The organism is Leisingera sp. JC1 (assembly GCF_001679925.1).
Lineage (GTDB): Bacteria > Pseudomonadota > Alphaproteobacteria > Rhodobacterales > Rhodobacteraceae > Leisingera.
In genome coordinates this window covers 1-22,480 of record NZ_LYUZ01000115.1, presented here as the reverse complement: position 1 = coordinate 22,480, position 22,480 = coordinate 1, and the positions used below count along the sequence as shown (strand labels likewise).

The 22,480-nt window shown below is 65.6% G+C and carries 24 protein-coding genes; 22 read left to right on the top strand and 2 right to left on the bottom strand.

The genetic code is table 11. The features are described 5' to 3' along the window. The first annotated feature begins 38 nt into the window (after positions 1-38). The 19 genes from A9D60_RS19450 to A9D60_RS19360 all read left to right on the top strand — a co-directional run bounded on the left by A9D60_RS19450 (position 39) and on the right by A9D60_RS19360 (position 16,814). Positions 39-1,895, top strand: a complete 1,857-nt coding sequence (locus tag A9D60_RS19450; protein WP_065269127.1) for an adenylate/guanylate cyclase domain-containing protein — start codon at positions 39-41, stop codon at positions 1,893-1,895. A 233-nt stretch (positions 1,896-2,128) separates the two neighbouring features. Beyond that, complete coding sequence (locus A9D60_RS19445; protein WP_254656739.1) at positions 2,129-2,521, top strand: recombinase; 393 nt, start codon at positions 2,129-2,131, stop codon at positions 2,519-2,521. Further along, positions 2,514-3,800 carry a DNA-packaging protein gene (locus tag A9D60_RS19440; RefSeq protein WP_065269126.1) on the top strand — a complete coding sequence of 429 codons (1,287 nt, stop codon included), beginning with the start codon at positions 2,514-2,516 and terminating at the stop codon, positions 3,798-3,800. Before A9D60_RS19445 ends, A9D60_RS19440 begins: the two co-directional genes overlap by 8 nt. Positions 3,801-4,094: 294 nt before the next feature. Further along, positions 4,095-5,324, top strand: coding sequence for a phage portal protein (locus tag A9D60_RS19435; RefSeq protein WP_065269125.1), 1,230 nt, complete (start codon positions 4,095-4,097; stop codon positions 5,322-5,324). Further along, positions 5,317-5,541 carry a GTA head formation protein, RCAP_rcc01685 family gene (locus A9D60_RS19430; RefSeq protein WP_065269124.1) on the top strand — a complete coding sequence of 75 codons (225 nt, stop codon included), beginning with the start codon at positions 5,317-5,319 and terminating at the stop codon, positions 5,539-5,541. Before A9D60_RS19435 ends, A9D60_RS19430 begins: the two co-directional genes overlap by 8 nt. A 26-nt stretch (positions 5,542-5,567) precedes the next feature. Beyond that, a complete protein-coding gene (locus A9D60_RS19425; protein ID WP_065269123.1) occupies positions 5,568-6,134 on the top strand; it encodes an HK97 family phage prohead protease in 567 nt (188 codons plus the stop codon). Next, positions 6,131-7,312 carry a phage major capsid protein gene (locus A9D60_RS19420; RefSeq protein ID WP_065269122.1) on the top strand — a complete coding sequence of 394 codons (1,182 nt, stop codon included), beginning with the start codon at positions 6,131-6,133 and terminating at the stop codon, positions 7,310-7,312. Before A9D60_RS19425 ends, A9D60_RS19420 begins: the two co-directional genes overlap by 4 nt. 180 nt (positions 7,313-7,492) lie before the next feature. After that, entirely contained in the window at positions 7,493-8,092 is a 600-nt protein-coding gene (locus tag A9D60_RS19415) for a head-tail connector protein (protein ID WP_065269130.1), read from the top strand. Then, the gene (locus tag A9D60_RS19410) at positions 8,089-8,421 is read left to right on the top strand and encodes a head-tail adaptor protein (RefSeq protein ID WP_065269121.1); all 333 of its coding nucleotides are present in this window, start codon (positions 8,089-8,091) and stop codon (positions 8,419-8,421) included. The genes A9D60_RS19415 and A9D60_RS19410 overlap by 4 nt, the downstream gene beginning before the upstream one ends. Beyond that, entirely contained in the window at positions 8,418-8,825 is a 408-nt protein-coding gene (locus tag A9D60_RS19405; RefSeq protein WP_065269120.1) for a DUF3168 domain-containing protein, read from the top strand. Before A9D60_RS19410 ends, A9D60_RS19405 begins: the two co-directional genes overlap by 4 nt. 46 nt (positions 8,826-8,871) lie before the next feature. Then, positions 8,872-9,285: a phage major tail protein, TP901-1 family gene (locus A9D60_RS19400; protein WP_065269119.1), complete on the top strand. Its 414-nt coding sequence runs from the start codon at positions 8,872-8,874 to the stop codon at positions 9,283-9,285. Between the two features lie 2 nt (positions 9,286-9,287). After that, entirely contained in the window at positions 9,288-9,608 is a 321-nt protein-coding gene (locus A9D60_RS19395; protein WP_065269118.1) for a gene transfer agent family protein, read from the top strand. Beyond that, a complete protein-coding gene (locus A9D60_RS19390; protein WP_065269117.1) occupies positions 9,605-9,820 on the top strand; it encodes a rcc01693 family protein in 216 nt (71 codons plus the stop codon). The genes A9D60_RS19395 and A9D60_RS19390 overlap by 4 nt, the downstream gene beginning before the upstream one ends. Continuing rightward, a complete protein-coding gene (locus A9D60_RS19385; RefSeq protein ID WP_065269116.1) occupies positions 9,813-10,472 on the top strand; it encodes a phage tail tape measure protein in 660 nt (219 codons plus the stop codon). The genes A9D60_RS19390 and A9D60_RS19385 overlap by 8 nt, the downstream gene beginning before the upstream one ends. Positions 10,473-10,489: 17 nt before the next feature. Then, positions 10,490-11,122 carry a DUF2460 domain-containing protein gene (locus A9D60_RS19380; protein ID WP_065269129.1) on the top strand — a complete coding sequence of 211 codons (633 nt, stop codon included), beginning with the start codon at positions 10,490-10,492 and terminating at the stop codon, positions 11,120-11,122. Beyond that, positions 11,119-12,006 carry a DUF2163 domain-containing protein gene (locus A9D60_RS19375; RefSeq protein WP_065269115.1) on the top strand — a complete coding sequence of 296 codons (888 nt, stop codon included), beginning with the start codon at positions 11,119-11,121 and terminating at the stop codon, positions 12,004-12,006. Before A9D60_RS19380 ends, A9D60_RS19375 begins: the two co-directional genes overlap by 4 nt. Further along, positions 12,003-12,539, top strand: coding sequence for an NlpC/P60 family protein (locus A9D60_RS19370; protein ID WP_065269114.1), 537 nt, complete (start codon positions 12,003-12,005; stop codon positions 12,537-12,539). Before A9D60_RS19375 ends, A9D60_RS19370 begins: the two co-directional genes overlap by 4 nt. Before the next feature lie 4 nt (positions 12,540-12,543). Continuing rightward, entirely contained in the window at positions 12,544-16,470 is a 3,927-nt protein-coding gene (locus A9D60_RS19365) for a baseplate multidomain protein megatron (protein WP_065269113.1), read from the top strand. Continuing rightward, entirely contained in the window at positions 16,467-16,814 is a 348-nt protein-coding gene (locus tag A9D60_RS19360; RefSeq protein WP_065269112.1) for a DUF7742 family protein, read from the top strand. The genes A9D60_RS19365 and A9D60_RS19360 overlap by 4 nt, the downstream gene beginning before the upstream one ends. Here the strand turns inward: A9D60_RS19360 and A9D60_RS19355 are convergent. Then, positions 16,806-17,162 carry a TraR/DksA family transcriptional regulator gene (locus tag A9D60_RS19355; protein ID WP_254656738.1) on the bottom strand — a complete coding sequence of 119 codons (357 nt, stop codon included), beginning with the start codon at positions 17,160-17,162 and terminating at the stop codon, positions 16,806-16,808. The two genes, A9D60_RS19360 and A9D60_RS19355, sit on opposite strands and share 9 nt — an antisense overlap. A gap of 66 nt (positions 17,163-17,228) precedes the next feature. On the opposite strand from A9D60_RS19355, the gene cysE reads away from it, so the two are divergent. Next, positions 17,229-18,041: a serine O-acetyltransferase gene (cysE, locus tag A9D60_RS19350; RefSeq protein ID WP_065269111.1), complete on the top strand. Its 813-nt coding sequence runs from the start codon at positions 17,229-17,231 to the stop codon at positions 18,039-18,041. A 90-nt stretch (positions 18,042-18,131) separates the two neighbouring features. Here the strand turns inward: cysE and A9D60_RS19345 are convergent, their stop codons facing one another. Then, on the bottom strand, positions 18,132-19,862 hold the full coding sequence (locus A9D60_RS19345; protein ID WP_065269110.1) for a methyl-accepting chemotaxis protein: 1,731 nt from the start codon (positions 19,860-19,862) through the stop codon (positions 18,132-18,134). A gap of 348 nt (positions 19,863-20,210) precedes the next feature. Here A9D60_RS19345 and cysK point away from each other — a divergent pair, with 348 nt between their 5' ends. Next, a complete protein-coding gene (cysK, locus tag A9D60_RS19340; RefSeq protein ID WP_065269109.1) occupies positions 20,211-21,275 on the top strand; it encodes a cysteine synthase A in 1,065 nt (354 codons plus the stop codon). 293 nt (positions 21,276-21,568) lie between these two features. Then, complete coding sequence (locus tag A9D60_RS19335; RefSeq protein WP_065269108.1) at positions 21,569-22,408, top strand: DUF2189 domain-containing protein; 840 nt, start codon at positions 21,569-21,571, stop codon at positions 22,406-22,408. Positions 22,409-22,480 lie beyond the last annotated feature (72 nt).

Here is a 22,480-nt window from a genome sequence, read left to right as displayed (position 1 = left end):
ATTCCGCATCGTCTATACTCGGGCGGGGGGGTACGGGAATGGACCGCCGTCTCACGACAGTAGTTGCCGCTGATATTGCCGGGTTCTCGCGTTTGGTGGGAATTGACGAGGAGGCCACGATTGCTGCCCAGAAAGGGCACCGGCAAGAGGTCGTGGATCCGCTCCTTTCCGCTTACGGCGGACGGGTGGCGAACACGGCGGGAGATTCTCTTCTGATTGAATTTCCGTCACCTGTGCAGGCGGTCCGATGCGCGCTGGAAGTTCAAAAAGGACTGGCAAAGCGAAACCGCGGCGTCGCTGACGACCGGAAGATCCAGTACCGCATCGGCATCAATGTCGGCGACGTCATTCAGGACGGCGCGGATCTTCTGGGTGATGGGGTCAACGTCGCCGCTCGGCTCGAAGCGCTTGCCCCGCCAGGGGGCATAGTGCTGAGCCGCAGCGCCTACGACCATGTGCGCGGCCAGCTGCTCCTCTCACTGGAAGACCTGGGGCATTTGGACCTGAAGAACATCGCCCATCCGGTCCGCGCGTTCAGAATTCTCAGTGAAAGCGAAAAACGGCCGGCTGCCCGCATACCCGGAACCAGGTTTTTTGCCGTATTTGCCGGCGTCCTTCTGGCAAGCCTCCTCCTGCTGGCATTTTTGTTCATCGAAGATGTCTTCAAAGGGTCGTCTGCAATAGTAGACCCCCGCCGTCCGGTACTCATAGTCCTTCCCTTCAACAACCTGAGCGGCGATCCTGCTCAGGACTATTTCAGCGATGCTTTCACCGAAGACATCACAACCGCTCTGGCGCGGACTCCGGGTCTGCTGGTCGTCGCCCGCAATACAGCCTTCACCTTCAAGGGCAAAGCCATCGACGCACGCCAGATCGGCCGTGAGCTGGGTGTCCGCTACATGCTGGAAGGCAGCGCGCGGCAGTTCAACGGCGTGGTCCGGGTGAATGCCCAGCTGATTGAAACATCCAGCGGAACCCACGTCTGGGCTGAGAGCTTCGACCGGCCGCTCGAAGACATCTTCATTGTTCAGGACAAGCTGACTGACAGGATTGTCGGCTCCGTGGCGTCGCACCTGCGCCGACACGAGGGTGAACGGGTCTTGGCGGCCAAGCCGGAGACGCTTGCAGCCTATGATCTGACCGCCAGAGCCTCTCTGCTGTTCCGCAACAACACCCCGGATGATGTACGCGAAGCAAGGACCCTGTTGCGGCGGGCGATCACCATCGACCCGTCTTACGCCAAAGCCTACACTGTGCTTGCGCGTGTCGAAAATTTCTTCTTTACCAGCCGCATCAGCACCGAGTATGCCGCGCCGGAAACCGCTGAACGCGTGATCAAGGCGGCTTCGCAGGCCGTTGCCATTGCACCCGATGACGCCTACGCGCACGCTGTCTATGGCATGGCTCTTCGGATGCGCAAGGACTATCAGCGCGCAAGCGAACAGGCGCAAATCGCTCAGAACCTGGCGCCCAATGATCCGGACGTGCTCTCTGAGGTCGCAAGTGTTCTGATCGGAGCAGGGGACTACAATGGCGTTGTCGAAACGATTGAGCTAGCCCGCTCGCTCGACCCTTACCTCAGCCCCGTTTTCATTGGCGCGCACCTGTCCCAGGCTTATTTTGCCCTTGGGGATTTCCCGGCAGCCAAACGGTCTGCGGAGGTTTGCCTGGAGCGAAGCCCGCAGGACGTCCGGTGTGTGGAAAGCCTGGTGAGGGCCTTGGGTGAGACCGGACCGCACCGCGACGCCCAAGCCGCGGTCAGCAGGCTATTGGAATTAAGTCCCGACTTTACCGTCACCGACTATATTCGCAGAGCGTCCCGCAACCGGAGTGATCAGGCCGCCATAGACCGCTGGGCCGAAGGCTTGCGAAAGGCCGGAGTGCCGGAAGGCTGATCTCAGCCATGCTCCGCAATGAAGTCGGGCAACTCTGAATCCGGAAGCCTCCGTTTTTACACCCGTTGCGCACCCACCGTACGCACCCCTCCCCGTAACCCTTGACTTTTACGCCAAAATCGCGTATAGGTTGTGGTGCAGCTGGAAGAAACATGGACGGCCCCGGACCCCTCCGCCGGCGGCCGTCCTGTCTTTCTCTCGTGCGGACAATAACGCATGAGGCAGAGTACATCATGACAGACCAATCACCAGGCCCGGCACCGGGCCAGACACCGGACCAGGACGGCGCCGCCATTCTGAAACGGCGGGTGCATTACACCGCTGATCTCCTGCTGTCCCTGCAGGACAGCATCCACCGCCTGCGCAAAGAAGCAGAGGAGCTCCGGGAGCAGCTCGAAACGACCGGCGCCGATGAAATGACCGGCGCCAAATCCCAGGTCCGCAAGCTCGAGGACCTGATCCGGGACTGCCAGAAAGTGGAGAAGACCCTTGCAGAACAAAGCACCGACGTCGCCCGCCTGCTCAAATCAGAGCACGAACTCGATCTCGTCGCGGCGCGCGCAGCTGTCGAGCTCGGACTTTCTCGCCTGCGTGCCGCCCTCGCTCCTGAGCTTGTTCTTGGATGAGCTGGACCGCAAAACCCTGTGCGCGCTGCCGCATCTGTTCCACATCTGGGCGCTGGACCACCAGCGCCCGCCGGACGGCGATTGGCGCGCCTGGGTGATCCTGGGCGGCCGTGGCGCCGGCAAGACGCGGGCAGGGGCCGAATGGGTCCGCTCGCTGGCCGAGGGGGCGTGGCCTCACGATCCCGGCACCGCCCGGCGCATCGCGCTGGTTGCAGAGACCTATGACCAGGTGCGCGACGTGATGATCCACGGCGACAGCGGCATCCTGGCCTGCTCGCCGCCCGACCGCCGCCCCAGGTGGAAGGCGTCGGAGCGCAAGCTGATCTGGCCCAACGGCGCCGAGGCGCAGGCGTTCTCCGCCCACGACCCCGAGGCGCTCCGCGGCCCGCAGTTCGACGCCGCCTGGGCGGATGAGCTGGCCAAGTGGAAGAAGGGCGACGACAGCTGGGACATGCTGCAGTTCGCGCTGCGGCTGGGGCAGGACCCCCGCGTCTGCGTCACCACCACCCCGCGCAACGTGCCGGTCCTGAAGCGGCTGCTGGCCTCGCCCAGCACCGTCACCACCCATGCCCCGACCGAAGCCAACCGCGCCAACCTTGCGGCTTCCTTCCTGACAGAGGTCCGCGCGCGCTATGCAGGCACCCGGCTGGGCCGGCAAGAGCTGGACGGGGTGATGCTCTCGGACATTCAGGGCGCGCTCTGGACCACCCAGGCACTGGTCGATGCCCAGATGGCAGAGCCGCCGCCCTTGGACCGGATCGTGGTGGCGGTCGACCCGGCGGTCAGCGCAGGCAAGGACTCCGACGCCTGCGGCATCGTTGTGGCCGGCGCCGTCACACACGGCCCGCCGCATGACTGGCAGGCTTATGTGCTGGCGGATTGCACCGTGCAGGGCGTGGGGCCGCTGGCCTGGGCGCAGGCGGTGATCGCCGCCCGCGACCGCTTTGGCGCCGAACGGGTGGTGGCAGAGGTCAATCAGGGCGGCGCTTTGGTCGAAAGCGTGCTGCGCCAGGCCGACCCGCTGGTGCCCTTCCGGGCGCTTCACGCACGCAAGGGCAAATCCGCCCGCGCCGAGCCCGTCGCGGCGCTTTATGAGCAAGGCCGGGTGTTTCATCTGCCCGGACTGGGAGAGCTGGAGGACCAGATGTGCCAGATGACCCCGCAAGGCTACCGCGGCAGCGGCTCGCCCGACAGGGTGGATGCGCTGGTCTGGGCCTTGCATGAGCTGATCATCCAGCCCGCCGCAAACCTCAGGAGACCGCAGGTCAGGGTGCTGTAAAACGCTAAGGGCAGCGTCCGTCCGCGGGTGGACGCGTAGCGCCCGCCCGGGGGGGCGGACGGGCGCTGCCCGGCCTTCGGCCAGGCGGAGAAGAGACAAGAAATGCCAATGGGAAAGGCGGCGCGCAACGCCGCCATTTTCTTTGAATACAATGCTGTAACCCAAGGTGTTGCGCACCCAGCGTACGCACCGCTTGCCAAATCTTCAGGCCTTTCTGGCCCTAATGATCCTCAGCAAAGGCGCACCAGCCCCAAGGCTCAAGGCGCCGCATAGGAACAAGCTGAGGAGCGGACCATGGTCTTTGACCTGCTGCGGCGCAAAACGCCGGACCCCCGGAAACCGGGCCCCAACAATCCGGGCCTGGAACAGAAGGCCAGCCAGACCGCCCGCGTGGTTTCCTGGCACGGCGCCGGCCGCATCGCCTGGAGCCCGCGCGACACCGTCTCCCTGACCCGCAGCGGCTTTGCCGGCAACCCGGTGACCCACCGGGTGATCCGCCTGATCGCCGAGGCCGCCGCCGCCGTGCCGCTGGTGCTGCAGGACAGCCGCCAGCGCTACGACACCCACCCCTGGCTGGCGCTGCTGGCGCGTCCCAACCCGGCCCAGACCCAGGCGGAGATGCTGGAGGCGCTCTACGGCCACCTGCTCCTGTCCGGCAACGCCTATATCGAGATGGTCACGGCTGAGGACGCAACGCCTGCAGAGCTGCATGTGCTGCGCTCCGATCGGATGAATGTGGTGCCGGGGCCCGATGGCTGGCCCGCAGGCTTTGACTATGTGGTGGGCGGGCGCAAGCACCGCTTTGCCAACGAACCGGGCAATTCCCCGGTCTGCCATATCAAGAGCTTCCACCCGCAGGACGATCATTACGGCCTGTCGGCCCTGCAATCGGCGGCAATGGCGATTGACGTCCATAACGCCGCCTCCCGCTGGTCCAAGGCACTGCTCGATAACGCGGCCCGCCCCTCCGGCGCGCTGGTCTGGACCGGATCCGACGGCCAGGGCCAGATGTCCGACGATCAATTCCGCAATCTAAGTGACCAGATTCAATCAAACTTCCAGGGGGCCAGTAACGCCGGCCGCCCGATGGTGCTGGAGGGCGGATTGGACTGGAAACCGATGGGCTTCTCCCCCTCCGACATGGAATTCCAGCAAACCAAGGACACCGCCGCCCGCGAGATTGCGCTGGCCTTCGGGGTGCCGCCGATGCTGATCGGCATCCCGGGCGATGCGACCTATGCCAACTATCAGGAGGCCAACCGCGCCTTCTACCGGCTGACCGTGCTGCCGCTGGTGTCCAAGGTCACCGCCGCGCTGTCCGGCTGGCTCACCGCCTGGACCGGCGAAGCGCTGACGCTGAAGCCCGACCTCGACCAGCTGCCTGCGCTCGCAGCAGAGCGCGAGGCGCAGTGGCGGCGCATCACCTCCGCGGATTTCCTCAGCAATGAGGAAAAGCGGCGTCTGCTGGGGTTGCCCACAGAAACCCTGCCCACAGAGCAGACGGAGGGCGGACAGGATGACTGAGCACCCGATGCACACATTTGATTGTTCACCGGGATTGCGCCTGTCCGCCCATGAGCGGGTCGCCCAGATCCAGCACGACGCCGTGAACCGCCGCCTCGACCGGATCGAGCAGATGATGGAGCGGCTGGAAAAACGCCTCTGGCTCACCGTCTACGGCGTCGCCGCGGTGATCCTGGCGCAGGCCTTCCAATCCTTCCTGACGGTGCAATTGCCGTAACTCCAACGACTTGCGAGGCACATATCATGCAGGGAACACCCCAGCTGGAACATAAATTCGCACGCTTCGGCGAAGATCTCTCGCTGAAGGACGCAACCGAGATCAAGGGCTACGCCAGCCTGTTCGGCCAGACCGACCAAGGCGGCGACGTGGTGATGCGCGGCGCCTATGCGGCCTCGCTCAAGGCGCTCAAGGACCAGGGCCGCAGCGTTAAGATGCTTTGGCAGCACGACCCGGCCCAGCCCATCGGCGTCTGGGACGAGGTGCGCGAGGACAAGCGCGGACTGTACGTCAAGGGCCGCATCCTCACCGCCACACCCAAAGGCGCCGAAGCGGCCGCCTTGATCGAGGCAGGCGCAATCGACGGCCTGTCGATCGGCTACCGCACCCAAAAGGCCACCCGCGCCCCCGACGGCACCCGCCACCTCACCCAGGTGGAGCTGTGGGAGGTGTCGCTGGTCACCTTCCCAATGCTGCCCGCGGCGCGGGTAGCGGCAAAGTCCTCCGCCGATGCGGAAGCGCAAGCGCTGCGCGCCTTGGCCGACGGCCTGCGCCAGATCACCCGCGACCTCAAAACAGGACACCCATCATGAGCAATCAAGACCTCCCGGCCCGAACCGGGGACGCAGCGCCCCTGGCGCATGAAGTGAAACAGGCCATCTCTGGCTTTCTTCATGAATTCAAGGGGTTTCAGGACGACGTGCAATCAAGGCTAAAACAGGCAGAAGAGCGAGTGACCATGCTGGACCGTAAGACAATTTCTCAGAACCGCCCCCATCTGGCAGCCAGCCAGGACGCGGGCGCCCCGCATCAAAAGGCGTTCAACGCCTACCTGCGCAGCGGCGACGACGACGGCCTGCGCGGCCTCGAGCTGGAGGGCAAATCCATGTCCACCGCGGTGGGCAGCGACGGCGGCTATCTGGTCGATCCGCAGACCGCGGACACCGTCAAGGCGGTGCTGAACGCCTCCGCCTCGATCCGCGCCGTGGCCTCCGTGGTGCATGTGGAGGCCTCAAGCTATGACGTGCTGATCGACCACAGCGAAATGGGCGCCGGCTGGGCCAATGAAACAGGCCCCGCGGCGGAAACCTCCACCGGCAGCATCGACCGCATCTCGATCCCGCTGCATGAGCTCAGCGCTTTGCCCAAGGCGTCGCAGCGGCTGCTGGATGACAGCGCCTTTGATATCGAGGGCTGGCTGGCAGGCCGCATCGCGGACAAGTTTTCCCGCTCCGAGGCTGACTCCTTCATCAACGGCGACGGCAACGACAAGCCCACCGGCTTCCTCAACTACAACGTCGAGGAAAACGACAGCTGGGCCTGGGGCAACATCGGCTACAAGGCCACCGGCGTCGATGGCGAGATCGGCAACGGCGACGCGATCATCGACCTGGTCTATGCGCTTGGGGCGGAATACCGCGCCAATGCCACTTTCATTCTTAACTCCAAGACCGTGGGAATGCTGCGGAAATTGAAAGACGCCGATGGCCGCTTCCTGTGGTCCGACGGCCTAGCCGCGGGCGAGCCTGCGCGCCTGATGGGCTACCCGGTGCTGATCGCCGAGGACATGCCGGACCCGGCCGCCAACAGCTTCCCCATCGCCTTCGGCGACTTCCGCGCCGGCTACACCATTGCCGAACGCCCGGACCTGCGGGTGATGCGCGACCCCTTCAGCGCCAAGCCGCATGTGCTGTTCTACGCGACCAAGCGCGTCGGCGGCGACGTCAGCGACTTTGCCGCGATCAAGCTGATGAAATTCGGCCTGAGCTGACCGCTCAGCGCTGATGGCGGACCGGCAGCCCGGTCCGCCGGCTGGCACGCACCCCATATTTCCCTGCCGTCTAGCTGCTCCCCCTCCGTCCGAGCGGCAGGGAACGGTGCGTGCCGGCCGAACCTTTGAACGGACAGCAGACCCGGGCCGAAACCGGGGGAGGCCCGCAGGAGTGAGATGATGATGCTGAGCGAAGTGACCCCCGTGCCCGAGGCCGCCCTGCCGCTGGCCCAGTTTAAGGCACACCTCCGCCTGGGCACCGGCTTTGGAGAGGACAGCCTGCAGGACGAGGTGCTGTTTGGCTTCCTGCGCGCCGCCCTGGCCGCTATCGAAGCAAGGACCGGCAAGGCACTGATAATCCGCGATTTTGAGCTGGAACTCCGCCACTGGCGCGACCGCACCCGGATGGTGCTGCCAATCGCCCCGGTGCAGGCCGTGACAGAGGTGATGACCCGCGATGCCGCAGGGGCTGAGACAACTCTCGACCCCGCGTCCTACCATCTGGAACGCGACAGCCAGCGCCCCTGTCTGATCCCGGCCGGCAGCCTGCTGCCCGCGATCCCAACCGGCGGGCTGGCACGCATCACCCTGCAGGCCGGCATGGCCGCGGACTGGGGCGGCTTGCCTGCTGACCTCGGCCAGGCGGTGATGCTCCTGGCGGCGCATTACTACGAATACCGGGCCGACACCGGCCTCCATGGCGGCTGCATGCCCTTTGGCGTCACCAGCCTCATTGAACGCTACCGCACCCTGCGGCTGACATTGGGAGGCCTCGCATGAAACGCCCCCCGAAACTATCCCGCAAGCTGGTGCTGGAAGACCCCCAGCGCACCCCCGACGGCGCCGGCGGCTATGCTGAGACCTGGGTGGCGCTTGGCACCCATTGGGCCGAGGTGAAGCCGCTCAGCGGGCGTCTGGCAGGTGACAGCGTGTCTTTGCATAAATACCGGATCACTCTGCGATCCGCGCCGGAAGGCTTTGCATCCAGGCCGCGCCCGGATCAGCGCTTCCGCGATGAAAACCGCCTCTACCGCATTGATGCGGTTGCGGAAAATGGGCCGGACGCCCGCTACCTCACCTGTTTCGCGGTTTCGGAGGTGAGCACATGACCTATGCCATCGCAGGCGGGCTGCAATCCGCCATCTACACCCATCTGACCGGCGACGCGGGCCTCACCTCACTGGTCGGCAGTGCCATCTATGACGCCATTCCCGCAGGCCCCTTGCCGCAGACCTATGTGGCGCTTGGAAGCGAAGAGGTGCTGGACCGCTCCGACAAGACCGCAGGCGGGGCCGAACACCGCTTCTTTGTCACCGTCACCACCGACATGGCTGGCTTTGCCACCGCCAAATCCGCCGCCGCCGCCGTCTGCGACGCGCTGGTCGGCGCCGCGGTGCCATTGCCGCGCGGGCAGCTGACCGGCCTCTGGTTTGACCGGGCCAAGGCCGAGCGGCTGAGCACCGGCGGACGCCAGATCACCCTGCGCTTCAAGGCGCGGGTGGATGACGTGTGAACCGCAGGAACCCAACGAAACCAATTGAAATACATGGAGAAACCCCATGATAGTTCAAAACGGCAAGGACCTCTTGGTCAAAGTGGACATGAACGGCGCAGGCTTGTTTGAGACCATCGCAGGCCTGCGCGCCACGCGGATCAGCTTCAATGCCGAAAGCGTCGATGTGACCAGCCTCGAGAGCCAGGGCGGCTGGCGCGAGCTGCTGGCCGGTGCCGGCGTGCGCTCCGCCAGCATTTCCGGCTCCGGCATCTTTAGGGATGAGGCGACGGACGAACGCGCCCGCCAGCTGTTCTTTGACGGGCTCACGCCGGAGTTCCAGGTGATCATCCCCGACTTCGGCATCGTGCAGGGGCCGTTCCAGGTGACGGCGCTGGAATATGCCGGCAGCCACAATGGCGAGGCGACCTATGAATTGTCGCTCGCCAGCGCCGGCCAGCTCAGCTTTGCGGCGGTGTGACGATGGTGAACCCGCACGCAGGCGAAGCGGAATTGCTTGTAAATGGAACCCCTTACGCGCTGAAGCTGACCCTTGGCGCGCTGGCGGATCTTGAGGCCGCGCTGGAAGAAGGCACGCTGGTTGACCTGGTTCAGCGGTTCGAACAGGGCCGGTTTTCCGCCCGCGATGTGCTGGCGCTTTTGGCGGCCGGTCTGCAGGGCGGCGGTCATGATCTCAGCCGCGAAGACCTCGCCGCCGCCACCGTCACCGGCGGCCCGATGCAGGCGGCACGGGTGGCGGCGGAACTCTTGGTGCGCAGCTTTGCCGTGCCGGACAGCCCATGAGTGCGCTCGACTGGCCTGCGCTGATGCGTGCCGGGATGGCGGGGCTGAAACTGCTGCCGCGCGATTTCTGGCAGCTGACGCCCGCTGAGTTGCGGCTGATGCTGGGCGAGGCTGCTGCCCCGCAGCCGCTGGGCCGCGACCGGCTGACGGCCTTGATGGCGGCCTTCCCGGATGCCCCCGGCCCGAAAATCAAGGAGACAACAGATGACTGACTCAACTTCAATGGCAGAATTGGAACTGCAGGGTGAGGCTTTGGGAGAAGCGCTGGACGGTGCCTCTGGAATGGCGGCTGCCTTTGCAGAAGTGCTGGGGCGGGTCAAGGAAGGTTTTTCCGAGACCGGCCGCGATGCCCAGGTCCTGGACCGAAGCCTTTCCAAGGGCTTGCGCCGCGCATTTGACGATCTGGTGTTTGACGGCGCCAGCCTTTCGGAGGCGATGGACACATTGGCGCGCTCAATGATCCGCACCACCTATAACGCGGCGATGAAGCCGGTCACAAACCATGTGGGCGGTCTGATTTCCGACGGCATCGGAGGCCTGATCGGCAACATCTTGCCCTTCGCCAATGGCGCCGCCTTCAGCCAGGGGAAGGTGATGCCTTTTGCCAAGGGCGGCATTGTCACCAGCCCCACAACATTTCCGATGCGCGGCGCGACCGGGCTGATGGGGGAAGCCGGGCCGGAGGCGATCCTGCCGCTGACCCGCGGTGCCGACGGCTCGCTGGGAGTGCGCAGCCGGGGCGGCGGCGCAGTGAATGTGGTGATGAATGTCTCCACCCCCGACGTCAAAGGCTTTGAACGCAGCCGCAGCCAGATCGCCGCGAAGCTGTCGCGCGCGCTGTCACGCGGTGGGCGCAACCGTTAAGGATGGAGGGTAACGCGATGAATTTTCACGAAGTCCGCTTTCCCGCATCGCTCAGTTTCGGCTCCGTCGGCGGCCCGGAGCGGCGCACCGATGTGGTGACGCTCGCCAACGGGTTTGAGGAGCGCAACACCCCCTGGGCGCATTCCCGCCGCCGCTATGACGCGGGCCTTGGCCTGCGCGCGCTGGAGGATATCGAGGTGCTGATCGCCTTTTTCGAGGCCCGCCAGGGCCAGCTTTACGGGTTCCGCTGGAAGGATTGGAGCGACTACAAATCCGGCAGGCCCAGTGCGGAGGTCGCCTTTGACGATCAGGTGATTGCCACCGGCGACGGCAGCAGCGTGACGTTTCAGCTCGCCAAGACCTACCGGTCGGGTGAATTCACCTATCAGCGCCCGATTGCCAAGCCGGTAGCAGGCACCGTGCGGGTCGGGATCGAGCAGGACGAGCTGCGCGAAGGCGTCGATTACGAACTGGATACGGCCACCGGCCTCATCACCCTGGCGCATCCGCCGGAGGTCGGCCTCAGCATCAATGCGGGCTTTGAGTTCGACGTGCCGGTGCGGTTTGACACCGCCAGCATTCAGACCAGCGTAGCCTCGTTCCAGGCCGGCGAGGCGCCTGCGGTTCCAGTGGTGGAGGTGCGGGTATGACAAGCCTTTCCAGTGCCTTGCACGACCATCTTCAATCCGGCATCACCACGGTGTGCCGCGCCTGGGCGCTGGCGCGGCGCGACGGCACGGTGCTGGGATTTACCGATCATGACTGCGTGCTGTCCTTTGATGGCATCACCTTCCAGCCCGGCAACGGGCTGACCGCGCGGGCGGTGAGCCAAGCCACCGGCCTGTCGGTCGACAACACCGAGGCCTTGGGGGTTCTGAGCGACGCTGCGGTGCGCGAGGAGGACATCGAGGCGGGCCGGTTTCATGGCGCGGAGGTGCGCTGCTGGCTGGTCAACTGGCAGGATGTCAGTATGCGCTGGCTGCAGTTCCGCGGCTCGATTGGAGAAATCCGCCGCGCCGGCGGTGCATTTGAGGCAGAGCTGCGCGGGCTGACTGAGCAGCTGAACCAGCCGCAGGGGCGGATCTATCAGACGCCTTGTACCGCGGTGCTGGGGGATGCGGCCTGCGGGTTTGATATCAACACGCCGGGCTATGCCGTTGAAACGGCGGTGGAAACAGTGGAGCGCAGCGAGGATTTTCGTTGGGATGCCTTGCCGGGGTTTGAGCCGGGCTGGTTTGCGGATGGCCGGCTGACGGTCCTGAGCGGAGCGGCACAGGGCCTGTGGGCAGCGGTTAAGTCCGACCAGTCCACGGCGGCGGGGCGCCGGATCACCCTGTGGGAACCCATCCGCGCGCCCGTGTTCGCAGGTGACACGGTGCGGCTGGAGGCCGGCTGCGACAAGCGCATGGAGACCTGCCGGCTGAAGTTCAACAACCTTCTGAATTTCCAGGGCTTCCCCGACATCCCGGGTGAGGACTGGATCATGGCGGTGCCGCGCCAGTCCGGCATGAACACCGGGGGCAGCAGGCGATGAACCGGGTGGTAGAGGCCGCGCGCGGCTGGATTGGCACGCCCTATGTGCATCAGGCGTCCTGCAAGGGCGCGGGCTGCGATTGCCTGGGGCTGATCCGCGGGTTGTGGCGCGAGCTGTTGGGCACCGAGCCGGAGCTGCCGCCCGCCTATACGATGGACTGGTCCGAACCTCAGGGCGCCGAGGCGCTGTGGCAAGCCGCTGCGCGGCATCTGGCGGCGAAGCCGTTGCAGGATGCTGCACCGGGAGATGTGATCCTGTTCCGGATGCGGGACGGATCGGTGGCCAAGCATCTGGGGGTGCAATCCGAACTGGAAATGAGGGCTGCGTCTGCCTGGGCGGGCGCGAATGCGCCTGCCGGGGGGCAGGCAGGCGCAGCCCGGCGTGCCGCAGGGCGGAACGCTCGTAATCCGGAACCCGCTTTCATCCACGCATACGCCGGCCATGGGGTTATCGAAAGCCCGCTGAGCCCGCCCTGGCAGCGACGCATCGTGGCGCGGTTTCACTTCCCCGGCATGTCCCGGCAAAGGAGCTGATCAGATGGCAACCATTCTTCTTTCTGCAGCCGGCGCGGCGGTTGGCGGCGCAATCGGCGGCTCCGTCGCAGGGCTGTCCTCAGCCGTGATCGGCCGGGCGGTTGGCGCCACCCTGGGGCGGCTGATCGACGAACGGCTGTTGGGCAGCGGTGCCGATCCGGTAGAGACCGGCAAGGTGGACCGCTTCCGCCTGACCCAGGCCAGCGAGGGCGCGCCGGTGGCGCAGGTCTATGGCCGGATGCGGCTGGGCGGGCAGGTGATCTGGTCCTCGCGGTTCCTGGAGACCGTCACCGTCACCGCTGGCGGCGGCGGCGGCAAGGGCAGCCCGCGGCCGCCGCAGCCGCAGGTGACCAGCTACAGCTACTCGGTGTCGCTGGCGGTGGCGCTCTGCGAGGGCGAGATCGCCAGCATCTCCCGCGTCTGGGCCGATGGCGAGGAGGTGGCGCCCAAGGATTTGAACATGACCGTCTACCGCGGCACCGCGGACCAGTTGCCGGACCCGGTGATGGAAGCGGTCGAGGGCGCAGGCCAGGTGCCAGCCTACCGCGGCACGGCTTACGTGGTCATGGAGAACGTGCAGCTGGCACGTTTCGGCAACCGGGTGCCGCAGTTCTCATTCGATGTGCTGCGCCCCGAGCAACCCGCCAGCAGCACCTATGAGCAGGACCTGGGCCAGCTGGTACAGGGGGTGGCGCTGATGCCGGGCACGGGGGAGTATTCCCTGGCTGCCGGTACGGTGATGTATTCCGGCGGGCCGGGGGATGTGAAACCTGCCAATCAGCACACGCCCTCGGGGATGAGCGACCTCAAGACCTCGCTGAACGCCTTGAACGAGGAATTGCCGGCCTGCGGCGCGGCTTCGCTGGTCGTCTCGTGGTTCGGCAATGACCTGCGCTGCGGCAGCTGTTCGGTGAAGCCGAAGGTTGAGCATAAAGACGCAGAGGGTAGCATTCCTTGGTGGGCCGGCGGGTTGAACCGCGCCTCGGCCGAGCAGGTGCTGCGGGAGAACGGAACGCCGCTCTATGGCGGCACGCCGGCCGATGCCTCAGTGGTGCAGGCCATCCGCGAGATGCAGGCGCGGGGCTTGCGGGTGATGTTCTATCCCTTCATCCTGATGGATCAGGCTGGGGGCAACACATTGCCCGACCCCTGGACCGGGGAGGACGGCCAGCCGCATCTGCCCTGGAGGGGGCGGATCACCTTGTCCGTGGCACCGGGCCAACCTGGTTCCCCTGATGGCACCGCGGCGGCAGATGCGGAAGTGGCGGCGTTTTTCGGCACCGTCACCGCGGCGGATTTCACTGTGGGGGACGGCAGTGTCACGTACAGCGGGCCGCAGGAATGGAGCCTCAGCCGTTTCATCCTGCACAATGCGGCGCTGTGCGCGGCGGCGGGCGGGGTGGAGGCGTTCTGCATCAGTTCCGAAATGCGCGCTCTCACCCAAATTCGCGGCGCGGGCGGCTTTCCGGCGGTTCAAGCGTTAAGGGCACTGGCGGCAGAGGTGCGCAGCCTGCTGGGGACGGGCACCAGGATCGGCTACGCCGCCGACTGGTCGGAATACTGGGGCTATCAGTCGCCGGAGGGCGACCGGTACTTTCACCTCGACCCGCTGTGGGCGGATGAAAACATCGACTTTATCGGTATCGACAATTACATGCCGCTGTCCGACTGGCGCGAGGGCGACGGCCATCAGGACGCGCAGGCGGGCGTGCCGTCGATCTATGACCTCGATTACCTGCGCAGCAATGTGGAGGGCGGCGAGGGGTTTGACTGGTACTACCATTCCGCCCAGGCGCGGGAGGCGCAGATCCGCACGCCGATCACCGATGGCGCGTATGATGAGCCCTGGGTGTGGCGCTACAAGGATATCCGCAGCTGGTGGACGCAGGAGCATCACGAGCGTATCGGAGGGGTACGGCAGGCCGCGCCGACCGAATGGGTGCCGCAGTCCAAGCCCATCTGGTTCACCGAACTGGGCTGCGCGGCCATCGACAAGGGCACCAACCAGCCCAATAAGTTTCTGGACCCGAAAAGCTCTGAATCGAAACTGCCGCGTTATTCCAACGGGTTGCGGGACGATCTGATTCAGGTCCAGTACCTGCGAGCATGTCTCGGGTATTGGGGCGAGGCTACCAATAATCCGGTCTCTGAGGAATACGGCGAGCCAATGCTGGATATGTCCAACGCCTATGTCTGGGCCTGGGACGCGCGCCCGTTTCCGGCCTTTCCGAGCCGCGTGGAAATCTGGAACGACGGTGAGAACTACCTGCGCGGCCATTGGTTGAACGGGCGCGCCGGGCAGCGGACGCTCGCCTCTGTGGTGGAGGAAATCTGCAACAACGCAGGCCTCTATGATATTGATGTCACAGGGCTTTACGGCGTGGTGCATGGGTTTGTGAACCCCGATGTGGCGGACGCCCGCGCGGTGCTGCAGCCGCTGATGCTGCGGTACGGGTTTGATGCGGTGGAACGCGACGGGGTGCTGAGGTTCCGGATGCGCAAGGGCAGCGTGACTGAGGCGCTGAGCCTCGAGCATCTGGCCGAAAGCGGGGAGATGGACGGCACACTGGAGCTGTCCCGCGCCAGCGACGCCGAGTTGGCGGGCCGGGTGCGGCTGCGGTTCACCGAATGGGGCGGCGACCATGCGGCCGGCTCAGTGGAGGCGGTGCTGCCCGATGAGGCAACGCATAGCGTCAGCCAGAACGAGCTGCCGCTGGCGCTCACCCGCGCCGAGGCACGCCAGACCGTCGCCCGCTGGCTGGCGGAGGCACGGATTTCCCGCGACACCGCGCGGTTCATGCTGCCGCCCTCGCTGCTGCATTTGGGGGCCGGGGATGTTGTCTCCCTGCCGGTGGAGGGCAAGGACCAGCTCTACCGCATCGACCGGGTGGAGCAGGCGGAGGCGCAGACGGTGGAAGCCGTCAGGATCGAACCCGGCACCTATGATCTGGCTGCGGTGGCGGAGGAACTGCCGGGGGTCAACGCCTTTGCAGCACCTGGCCCGGTGCTGCCGCTGTTCATGGACTTGCCGCTGATGCGCGGCGATGAGGTGCCGCACGCGCCGCATCTGGCGCTGACAGCTGCGGCCTGGCCGGGAAGCGTCGTGGTCTATGGTTCGGAGGCGGATGAGAATTACACGCTGGAACAGGTGGTTGCGGCGCGGCAAGTGATTGGCGTCACGGAGACGCCGCTGTTTGCCGCAGGGGCCGGGCGCTGGGATCTGGGCGCGGATCTGCAGGTGAAGCTGATTTCCGGCACGCTGGAGAGCCGCACGGTGGAGGCGGTGCTGAACGGCGCCAATGCGGCTGCCATCGGGGATGGCACTGCGGGCAACTGGGAGCTGTTTCAGTTCCGCGAGGCGGAGCTGATCGCGCCGCAGACCTACCTGCTGCGCGGGCGGCTGCGCGGCCAGCTGGGCAGCGACGCGCTGATGCCGCAGGTCTGGGCTGCGGGGTCATACTTCGTTCTGCTGGATGGCAGCGCAGTGCAGATGAGCCTGCCGCCGGAACAGCGCCGCCGGCTGCGCCATTACCGCATCGGCCCGGCGCGGCGGGGGCTGGAAGACCCGTCGTATGTGCATCTGCAGGAGGCGTTTGAGGGCAACGGCCTGCGCCCCTATGCGCCGGTGCATCTGCGCCTCAACGGTGCGCTGGGGGAGGACCTCAGCGCCGGCTGGATACGCAGGACCCGGATTGAAGGCGACAGCTGGGAGCTGGACGAGGTGCCGCTGGGCGAGGAGATCGAGAGCTACCGCATCCGGGTGATGCGCGGGGCGACTGTGCTGCGCGAGGAGACCTCTGCCGCGCCGTTCTGGAGTTATCCGGCCGGGGTGCAGGCGCTGGACGGGGTGCAGTCAGGCGACGTGCTGGAGGTGGCGCAACGCTCGGCCCGGTTTGGCGCCGGTCCGGCGGCGCGGCTGGTGCTGGGATGATCCGCCCGGTGCTGCCCGGAGATGTCACTGCAGTGGCACGGGCGCTGCTGGCTGTGCCGGAGAGCGAGCGCCTTGCCCTGTGCCGCAGGATTTTTGGCGGCGCGGCGGAGGCGGCAGTGCATTGCTGCCTGCTGCGCCGCTTGCATCCGCGCTGGGGGGACGGGAGTTTGAGCGCCGCTGCCCGGCGGTTCACGCTGGCGGAAGAACCTTTTCTGGATGATTTGGAGTACCTTGGCTGCACCCGGCTGGTGCTGCGGGAGCTTGCGGCGGAGCTTGAGAATGACCGGCAGGCGCTCGCCCGGCGCCTTCAGCTTGGTTCCGGGCGGGGAGCGGTTTCAACCTGACGCGCAACTGATGCACTTGAGCGCCGCCGGGTCCAATTCCAGACGCTTGAAGGCAATATCCTCGCCGCAGTCCTCGCAATAGCCGTATTCCCCGTCGTCCACGCGGGCCAGCGCCGCGTGCAGGCGTTGGGTTTCCAGCTGGCGGCGGGCTGCTTGCGCCTTGGCCATCGCCTGCATCTGCAGCGCATCCATGCGCGACAGGCGGCCGACCATCTGCTGGTCCAGCTCAACCACGCCCTGGGCCTCTTCGCCCAAGGCATCTTCTGCCGCCAGTTCCGCCAGCCGGGCGGTGATCTGCGCCCGCAGGCGCTGCTGATCCGGGTCATTCATATTGGAAATATACCCCATCACGGGTTTGCGTTTGCCGAAAAAGACCTTAGATGGCTATCTTGAGCGGAGAAAGGATGCATCGCCATGTTCAAAACGCAGCAAGCCGTCGCCTCTCTGGATCCCGTCTGGGACCGGATTTCGAAGGAAGCACAGGAGGCTGTCGACTCGCAGCCGCTGATGGGCGGGCTGATCCATGCCTGTATCCTGCACCACAAATCGCTGGAAAAAGCGCTGTCCTACCGGATTTCGGCCAAGCTGTGCTCGAACGAGATGTCGATGACCATCCTGCGGGAAATCGTCGATGCGGCCTATCAGTCTGATCCCGGCATTGTCGAAGCCTCGCGCGCCGACCTGATGGCGGTGTTTGAGCGCGACCCGGCGTGCCACCGGCTGCTGCAGCCGATCCTCTACTTCAAAGGGTATCAGGCGGTGCAGGCCTACCGGATCGGCCACTGGCTGTGGCAGCAGGGCGACTGGGACCTGGCCTATTTCTTCCAGATGCGGATTTCCGAGATCTTCGGCGTCGATATCCATCCGGCGGCGGTGATCGGCAAGGGAATCATGATCGACCACGCCCATTCCATCGTGATCGGCGAAACCGCGGTGGTGGGCGACAACGTGTCGATGCTGCATTCGGTGACCCTGGGCGGCACCGGCAAGGAGGAAGAGGACCGGCATCCGAAGATCGGCGACGGGGTGCTGATCGGCGCCGGCGCCAAGGTGCTGGGCAATATCAAGGTCGGCCATTGCAGCCGGATTGCGGCCGGGTCGGTGGTGCTGGCAGAGGTGCCGCCATGCAAGACAGTGGCGGGCATTCCGGCGCGCATCGTCGGCGAGGCGGGCTGCGACCAGCCGTCGGTCAGCATGGATCAGCGGTTCCCGAACGGCACCAGCTGAGGCCCTGGGACGCAGGCCTGTGCGCTTTAAGTATTTATGGAAAGATGAAAGGGGCGGGTTCCGCCCCTTTTTTGATTCTTGTCCGATATCTCAGGCAGCTTGTGATGGTGCTTGGCGCTGTTCCTCTTGCTCGCTGCCGGGCAGCTGAAAGGCAGCGGCCAGGGAGCTGAGCTGATCCGCGCCGCCGCGCAATTCGCCGACGGACTGGACGGTTTCCGCCACGATGCCGGTGTTTTCCTGAGTGGTTGCGCCCAATGCGCTGAGGTTGCGCGACAGCCCTTCCAGTTCCTGCGAGTCGCGGGTGAAGCCCTGGGCGGACGTGCTGACGCGGGTGGAAATCTCGTCCATGCGGGCAATGATCCGGGTCAGCACCTCGCCGGTGTTGTTCACCTCCGAAACGCCTTTCTGGATGTGGCTTGTGGCGCTGCTGATCAGCTCCTTGATTTCTGTCGCGGCATGCGAGCTGCGCTGCGCCAGGGCGCGGACCTCGCTGGCGACCACGGCAAAGCCCTTGCCGGCCTCACCGGCGCGCGCGGCCTCAACCCCGGCATTCAGCGCCAGCAGGTTGGTCTGGAAGGCGATGTCGTCGATCACCCCGGTGATGGTTTCGATCTGGCCCGCGCTCTGCTCGATGCCGGTCATCGCGGCGACGGCGTTTTTCACCACGCTGCCGCTGGCGCCGGCTTCCTGCACAGCGCCGGAGGCCAGCCCGCTGACCTCGCGCACGCCGTCGGCGGCACGCGACAGTGAGTCCGTCAGGGTGCTGAGCGCCTGTGACAGGGTTTCCAGTTCCTGCGATTGGGTGGTGATGCGGCGCGACAGGCCGGCAGAGCCGGTTTCGATCCGCGCGCTGCGGGTCAGGACGGCGGAGGCGGTGCCGAGCACTTGCGCCAGCAGGCCTGCGATGCTGGAGAGTGCGGAGTTGAAGTCGCGGCGCAGCGGTTCATAGGTTTCGGCCAGCGGGTCCTCCATGCGGTAGGACAGGTCGCGGCGGGCCAGGGCGCCAAGGCCGGCGCGCAGCTGTTCCACCGCCTTGGCCTGGTCTTTCTGCTCCGCCTCGCGGGCCTGTGCGGCGGCGCGGCCCTCGGCCAGGGTGTCCTGCAGCATGGCGATGCGGCGGGCGATGCGGCCCAGTTCGTCCTGGCGGGCGGCGGCTTGCAAAGCTGTGCTGTAGTCGCCGCCGGTGATCCGTTCCAGCGCTGCGGCCAGTTCCCGCATCGGGCGGCCCAGCAGGCGTTTCAGGATCAGGAGGCAGGTTATCATCGAGGCGGCAAGGATCAGAGCGCCGAGGGCGGCGTCGCGGGTGAGGCCCGCATTGACGGCGGCCAGCGCCGGCGCCGGGTCCCAGGACATGATCAGGGCGCCGCGCAGCTTGCCCTTTTTCGACAGCACCGGCGTGACCAGCGTGTAGCCGTCAGGCGACTGCCAGGGCTCAGCCGTTTCCAGGACCTGCAGCGCGGTTTCGTCCAGCGCCGCGATGCGGTCCTGCGGCAGGCTGCCGGCCTCTGCCATCACCACACCGTCGGATTTCACCGCCTTGGCATAGGCAAAGCTGGCACCGGCCCGTTCGATCACGTGCTGGATGCGCTTTTCGACGGTGCCGGAGAAGCCGAGTTTCATCGGCTGCTCAATCTCCTTGGCCGCCATGGTTGTGAGTTCCTGTTCCAACACCCGCAGCGCATCGAGCGCCTGGGACTGCAGTCGCTGCCCGGCCAGGAAGGCCAGTGGCAGCGCGGTGAGCAGGGAGAAGAGGGTGACAAGCAGTGCGATCCGCAGGTTGAGCGAGCGGAAGCGGCGGGAGGAGAGTTTGGGCAGGGCCATTTTCTTTGTCCGCAAGAAATCGTTATGGTTGCAGTATGGAAGCAGAAATAAACGCAGGGTAAACCGCGGCCTGCGGGTGGCGGATTGTCATGAAAACTTCATGCAGGTGTTACATCGGGCGGTGCGGGGGCAAAGAATTTCCTCCCGTCCTGCGGCGCTTTGCAGCCCAAACGTCCGGCCCGCCTGCGGATGCTGCGGCAGGGGTTCCGGGACTGGGAGCGGGTGGCTGACAGCTGTTTTTGCGCCTGACCGGCGGGGCGAAGGCTGGCTTGATTGACGGCGCGGCAAGGCGCATATGTTAGGGCAAATGCAATGATATCAGACAGTTTGTAACATGGGGGACAGATCATGATTTACACAACCGAAGGCCGCGGGCGCCTGTTTGGCTCGATCCTGGAGACGGTGGGCAATACGCCCGTGATCCGGCTGAACAACATCGCGTCGGCGCATGTCACCATGTATGTGAAGTTCGAGGCGTTCAACCCGGCGGGGTCGGTGAAGGACCGGCTGGCGCTGAACATCATCGAGGCCGCCGAGCGTGAAGGCCGGCTGAAGCCGGGCCAGACCGTGGTGGAGGCGACCAGCGGCAACACCGGCATCGGGCTGGCGATGGTTTGCGCCGCCAAGGGCTACCCGCTGGTGATTACCATGCACGACGGATTCTCGGTCGAGCGGCGGCGGCTGATGCGGATGCTGGGAGCCAAGGTAGTGCTGACCCGCAAGGAGGACAAGGCGGTTGGCATGGTGGTGAAGGCCAAGGAACTGGCGGAGGCCAACGGCTGGTTCCTGGCGCATCAGTTCGAGACCAAGGACAACGCCGACATCCACGAAAGCACCACCGCGCGGGAAATCCTGGGCGATTTCGAAGGCGAACGGCTGGATCACGTGGTGCTGGGCTATGGCACCGGCGGCACGGTTTCGGGCCTGGGCCGGGTGCTGAAAGGCGCGCGGCCGGATCTGAAGATCACCCTCAGCGAGCCGTCCAATGCGGCGCTGGTGCAGTCCGGCGCGGCGCAGGCGCGCAACGAGGAAGGCGAGCCGGCGGCGACCCACCCGGCCTTCAACCCGCACCCGATCCAGGGCTGGACCCCGGATTTCATCCCGCTGGTGCTGCAGGAGGCGCTGGATAAGGGCTATTTCGATGCACTGGAACCGGTGAGCGGCGACGAGAGCATCAAGTGGTCCCGGCGGCTGGCGGCGGAGGAGGGCATCCTGGCGGGGATTTCCAGCGGCGGCAGCCTGGCGGCGGCGATGAAAGTGGCCGAAACCGCGCCGGAGGGATCGGTGCTGCTGGCAGTGCTGCCGGATACCGGCGAGCGCTACCTGTCGACACCGCTGTTCGAAGATATCCCGGCGGATATGGATGAGGCGGAGCTGGCGCTGTCGGCCTCGACGCCCGGCTACCAGTACTAAGCCGCGCGCTGCGGCTGGTGCGGCGCCGCCGCGGGCGGGGTGCTGGCGGCGGCTGCGCAGATGAGTATTTTGGGAAAGATGAAAAAAGGGGGCGGGCGCGCTCCCTTTTTTTGGTCCGGGGCTTTGGGGGACTGCAGGGGGCCTCTGCCGCTGTGCATGCGTGCTGCGGTATGCGCCCTTGCCCTGGTGCCGCGGCTGATGCACACTTCTGTTTACAGGAGGGATGTCTGTTTCATTGCCTGGCCCGTCTGCACGGGGGCCGGCACAGGGCCATGCTTTGGAAGGAGTGTGCCATGACATCCAATACCGACGGTTCCCCTTCACCGGAAAAATTGAAACCGCGGCCGCAGAGCGTGCTTGAGGTCAATAGGCTGACTGCGGACGATATCAGCGCGTCGCTGAAGGCCGGGTTTGCCGATTTTCTGGCGCGCCCGGTCATGAGCGGCTTCTTTGGCCTGTTCTATGCGGTTTTCGGCATCCTGTTTGTCTGGTGCCTGGTCTGGCTGGGCAAGATCTGGATGATCATTCCCGCCGCTGTGGGCTTTCCGCTGGTGGCGCCTTTTGCCGCTGCCGGGCTTTATGAAATGTCGCGGCGGATGCAGGCGGGGGACAGTTTTGACTGGTCAGATATCCTCAGCGTCATGGTCCGCCAGCGCAACCGTGAAATGGGCTGGATGGCCTTTGTCACCCTGTTCATTTTCTGGGTGTGGATGTATCAGGTCCGGCTTTGGCTGGCGATCATCCTGCAAAACGCGTCCTTCTCGGATTTCGAGGGGTTCCTGCACACGGTCTTTTTCACGCCGCAGGGCTGGGCCTTTCTTGCGATTGGCACCTGTGCGGGCGCGTTTCTGTCGGCGGTTCTGTTCACAGTGACCGTTGTTGCCATGCCGATGCTGCTGGACCGGGACACCAATTTCGTGACGGCCATGCTGACGTCGATCCGCGCGGTTGCGGAGAATCCGCTGGTCATGCTGGGCTGGGCGGCGATCATCTCTGCCGCCATGCTGCTGTCGATGGTGCCGGCGTTTCTGGGCCTGATCGTCACGCTGCCGGTTCTGGGGCACACCACCTGGCATTTGTACCGGCGGGCGGTGCCGCCGGCGGAGGACGGGGCTTCCGACGGTGCTGTTTGAGGGTTGTCCAGCGGAGATGGATGAGGCGGAGCAGGCGTTGCCGGTCTCGGCGCCCGGGTATCAGTACTGACC

Excerpts from the sequence above, each read along its gene's own strand:
- A9D60_RS19375 (WP_065269115.1), top strand. The coding sequence starts at position 11,119 with ATGACAAGCCTTTCCAGTGCCTTGCACGACCATCTTCAATCCGGCATC.
- A9D60_RS19450 (WP_065269127.1), top strand. The coding sequence starts at position 39 with ATGGACCGCCGTCTCACGACAGTAGTTGCCGCTGATATTGCCGGGTTC.
- A9D60_RS19390 (WP_065269117.1), top strand. The coding sequence starts at position 9,605 with ATGAGTGCGCTCGACTGGCCTGCGCTGATGCGTGCCGGGATGGCGGGG.
- A9D60_RS19415 (WP_065269130.1), top strand. The coding sequence starts at position 7,493 with ATGATGCTGAGCGAAGTGACCCCCGTGCCCGAGGCCGCCCTGCCGCTG.
- cysE (WP_065269111.1), top strand. The coding sequence starts at position 17,229 with ATGTTCAAAACGCAGCAAGCCGTCGCCTCTCTGGATCCCGTCTGGGAC.
- A9D60_RS19435 (WP_065269125.1), top strand. The coding sequence starts at position 4,095 with ATGGTCTTTGACCTGCTGCGGCGCAAAACGCCGGACCCCCGGAAACCG.
- A9D60_RS19445 (WP_254656739.1), top strand. The coding sequence starts at position 2,129 with ATGACAGACCAATCACCAGGCCCGGCACCGGGCCAGACACCGGACCAG.
- A9D60_RS19335 (WP_065269108.1), top strand. The coding sequence starts at position 21,569 with ATGACATCCAATACCGACGGTTCCCCTTCACCGGAAAAATTGAAACCG.
- A9D60_RS19360 (WP_065269112.1), top strand. The coding sequence starts at position 16,467 with ATGATCCGCCCGGTGCTGCCCGGAGATGTCACTGCAGTGGCACGGGCG.
- A9D60_RS19395 (WP_065269118.1), top strand. The coding sequence starts at position 9,288 with ATGGTGAACCCGCACGCAGGCGAAGCGGAATTGCTTGTAAATGGAACC.
- A9D60_RS19420 (WP_065269122.1), top strand. The coding sequence starts at position 6,131 with ATGAGCAATCAAGACCTCCCGGCCCGAACCGGGGACGCAGCGCCCCTG.
- A9D60_RS19385 (WP_065269116.1), top strand. The coding sequence starts at position 9,813 with ATGACTGACTCAACTTCAATGGCAGAATTGGAACTGCAGGGTGAGGCT.
- A9D60_RS19345 (WP_065269110.1), bottom strand. The coding sequence starts at position 19,862 with ATGGCCCTGCCCAAACTCTCCTCCCGCCGCTTCCGCTCGCTCAACCTG.
- A9D60_RS19410 (WP_065269121.1), top strand. The coding sequence starts at position 8,089 with ATGAAACGCCCCCCGAAACTATCCCGCAAGCTGGTGCTGGAAGACCCC.
- A9D60_RS19380 (WP_065269129.1), top strand. The coding sequence starts at position 10,490 with ATGAATTTTCACGAAGTCCGCTTTCCCGCATCGCTCAGTTTCGGCTCC.
- A9D60_RS19400 (WP_065269119.1), top strand. The coding sequence starts at position 8,872 with ATGATAGTTCAAAACGGCAAGGACCTCTTGGTCAAAGTGGACATGAAC.
- A9D60_RS19370 (WP_065269114.1), top strand. The coding sequence starts at position 12,003 with ATGAACCGGGTGGTAGAGGCCGCGCGCGGCTGGATTGGCACGCCCTAT.
- A9D60_RS19425 (WP_065269123.1), top strand. The coding sequence starts at position 5,568 with ATGCAGGGAACACCCCAGCTGGAACATAAATTCGCACGCTTCGGCGAA.
- A9D60_RS19355 (WP_254656738.1), bottom strand. The coding sequence starts at position 17,162 with ATGGGGTATATTTCCAATATGAATGACCCGGATCAGCAGCGCCTGCGG.
- cysK (WP_065269109.1), top strand. The coding sequence starts at position 20,211 with ATGATTTACACAACCGAAGGCCGCGGGCGCCTGTTTGGCTCGATCCTG.
- A9D60_RS19430 (WP_065269124.1), top strand. The coding sequence starts at position 5,317 with ATGACTGAGCACCCGATGCACACATTTGATTGTTCACCGGGATTGCGC.
- A9D60_RS19365 (WP_065269113.1), top strand. The coding sequence starts at position 12,544 with ATGGCAACCATTCTTCTTTCTGCAGCCGGCGCGGCGGTTGGCGGCGCA.
- A9D60_RS19405 (WP_065269120.1), top strand. The coding sequence starts at position 8,418 with ATGACCTATGCCATCGCAGGCGGGCTGCAATCCGCCATCTACACCCAT.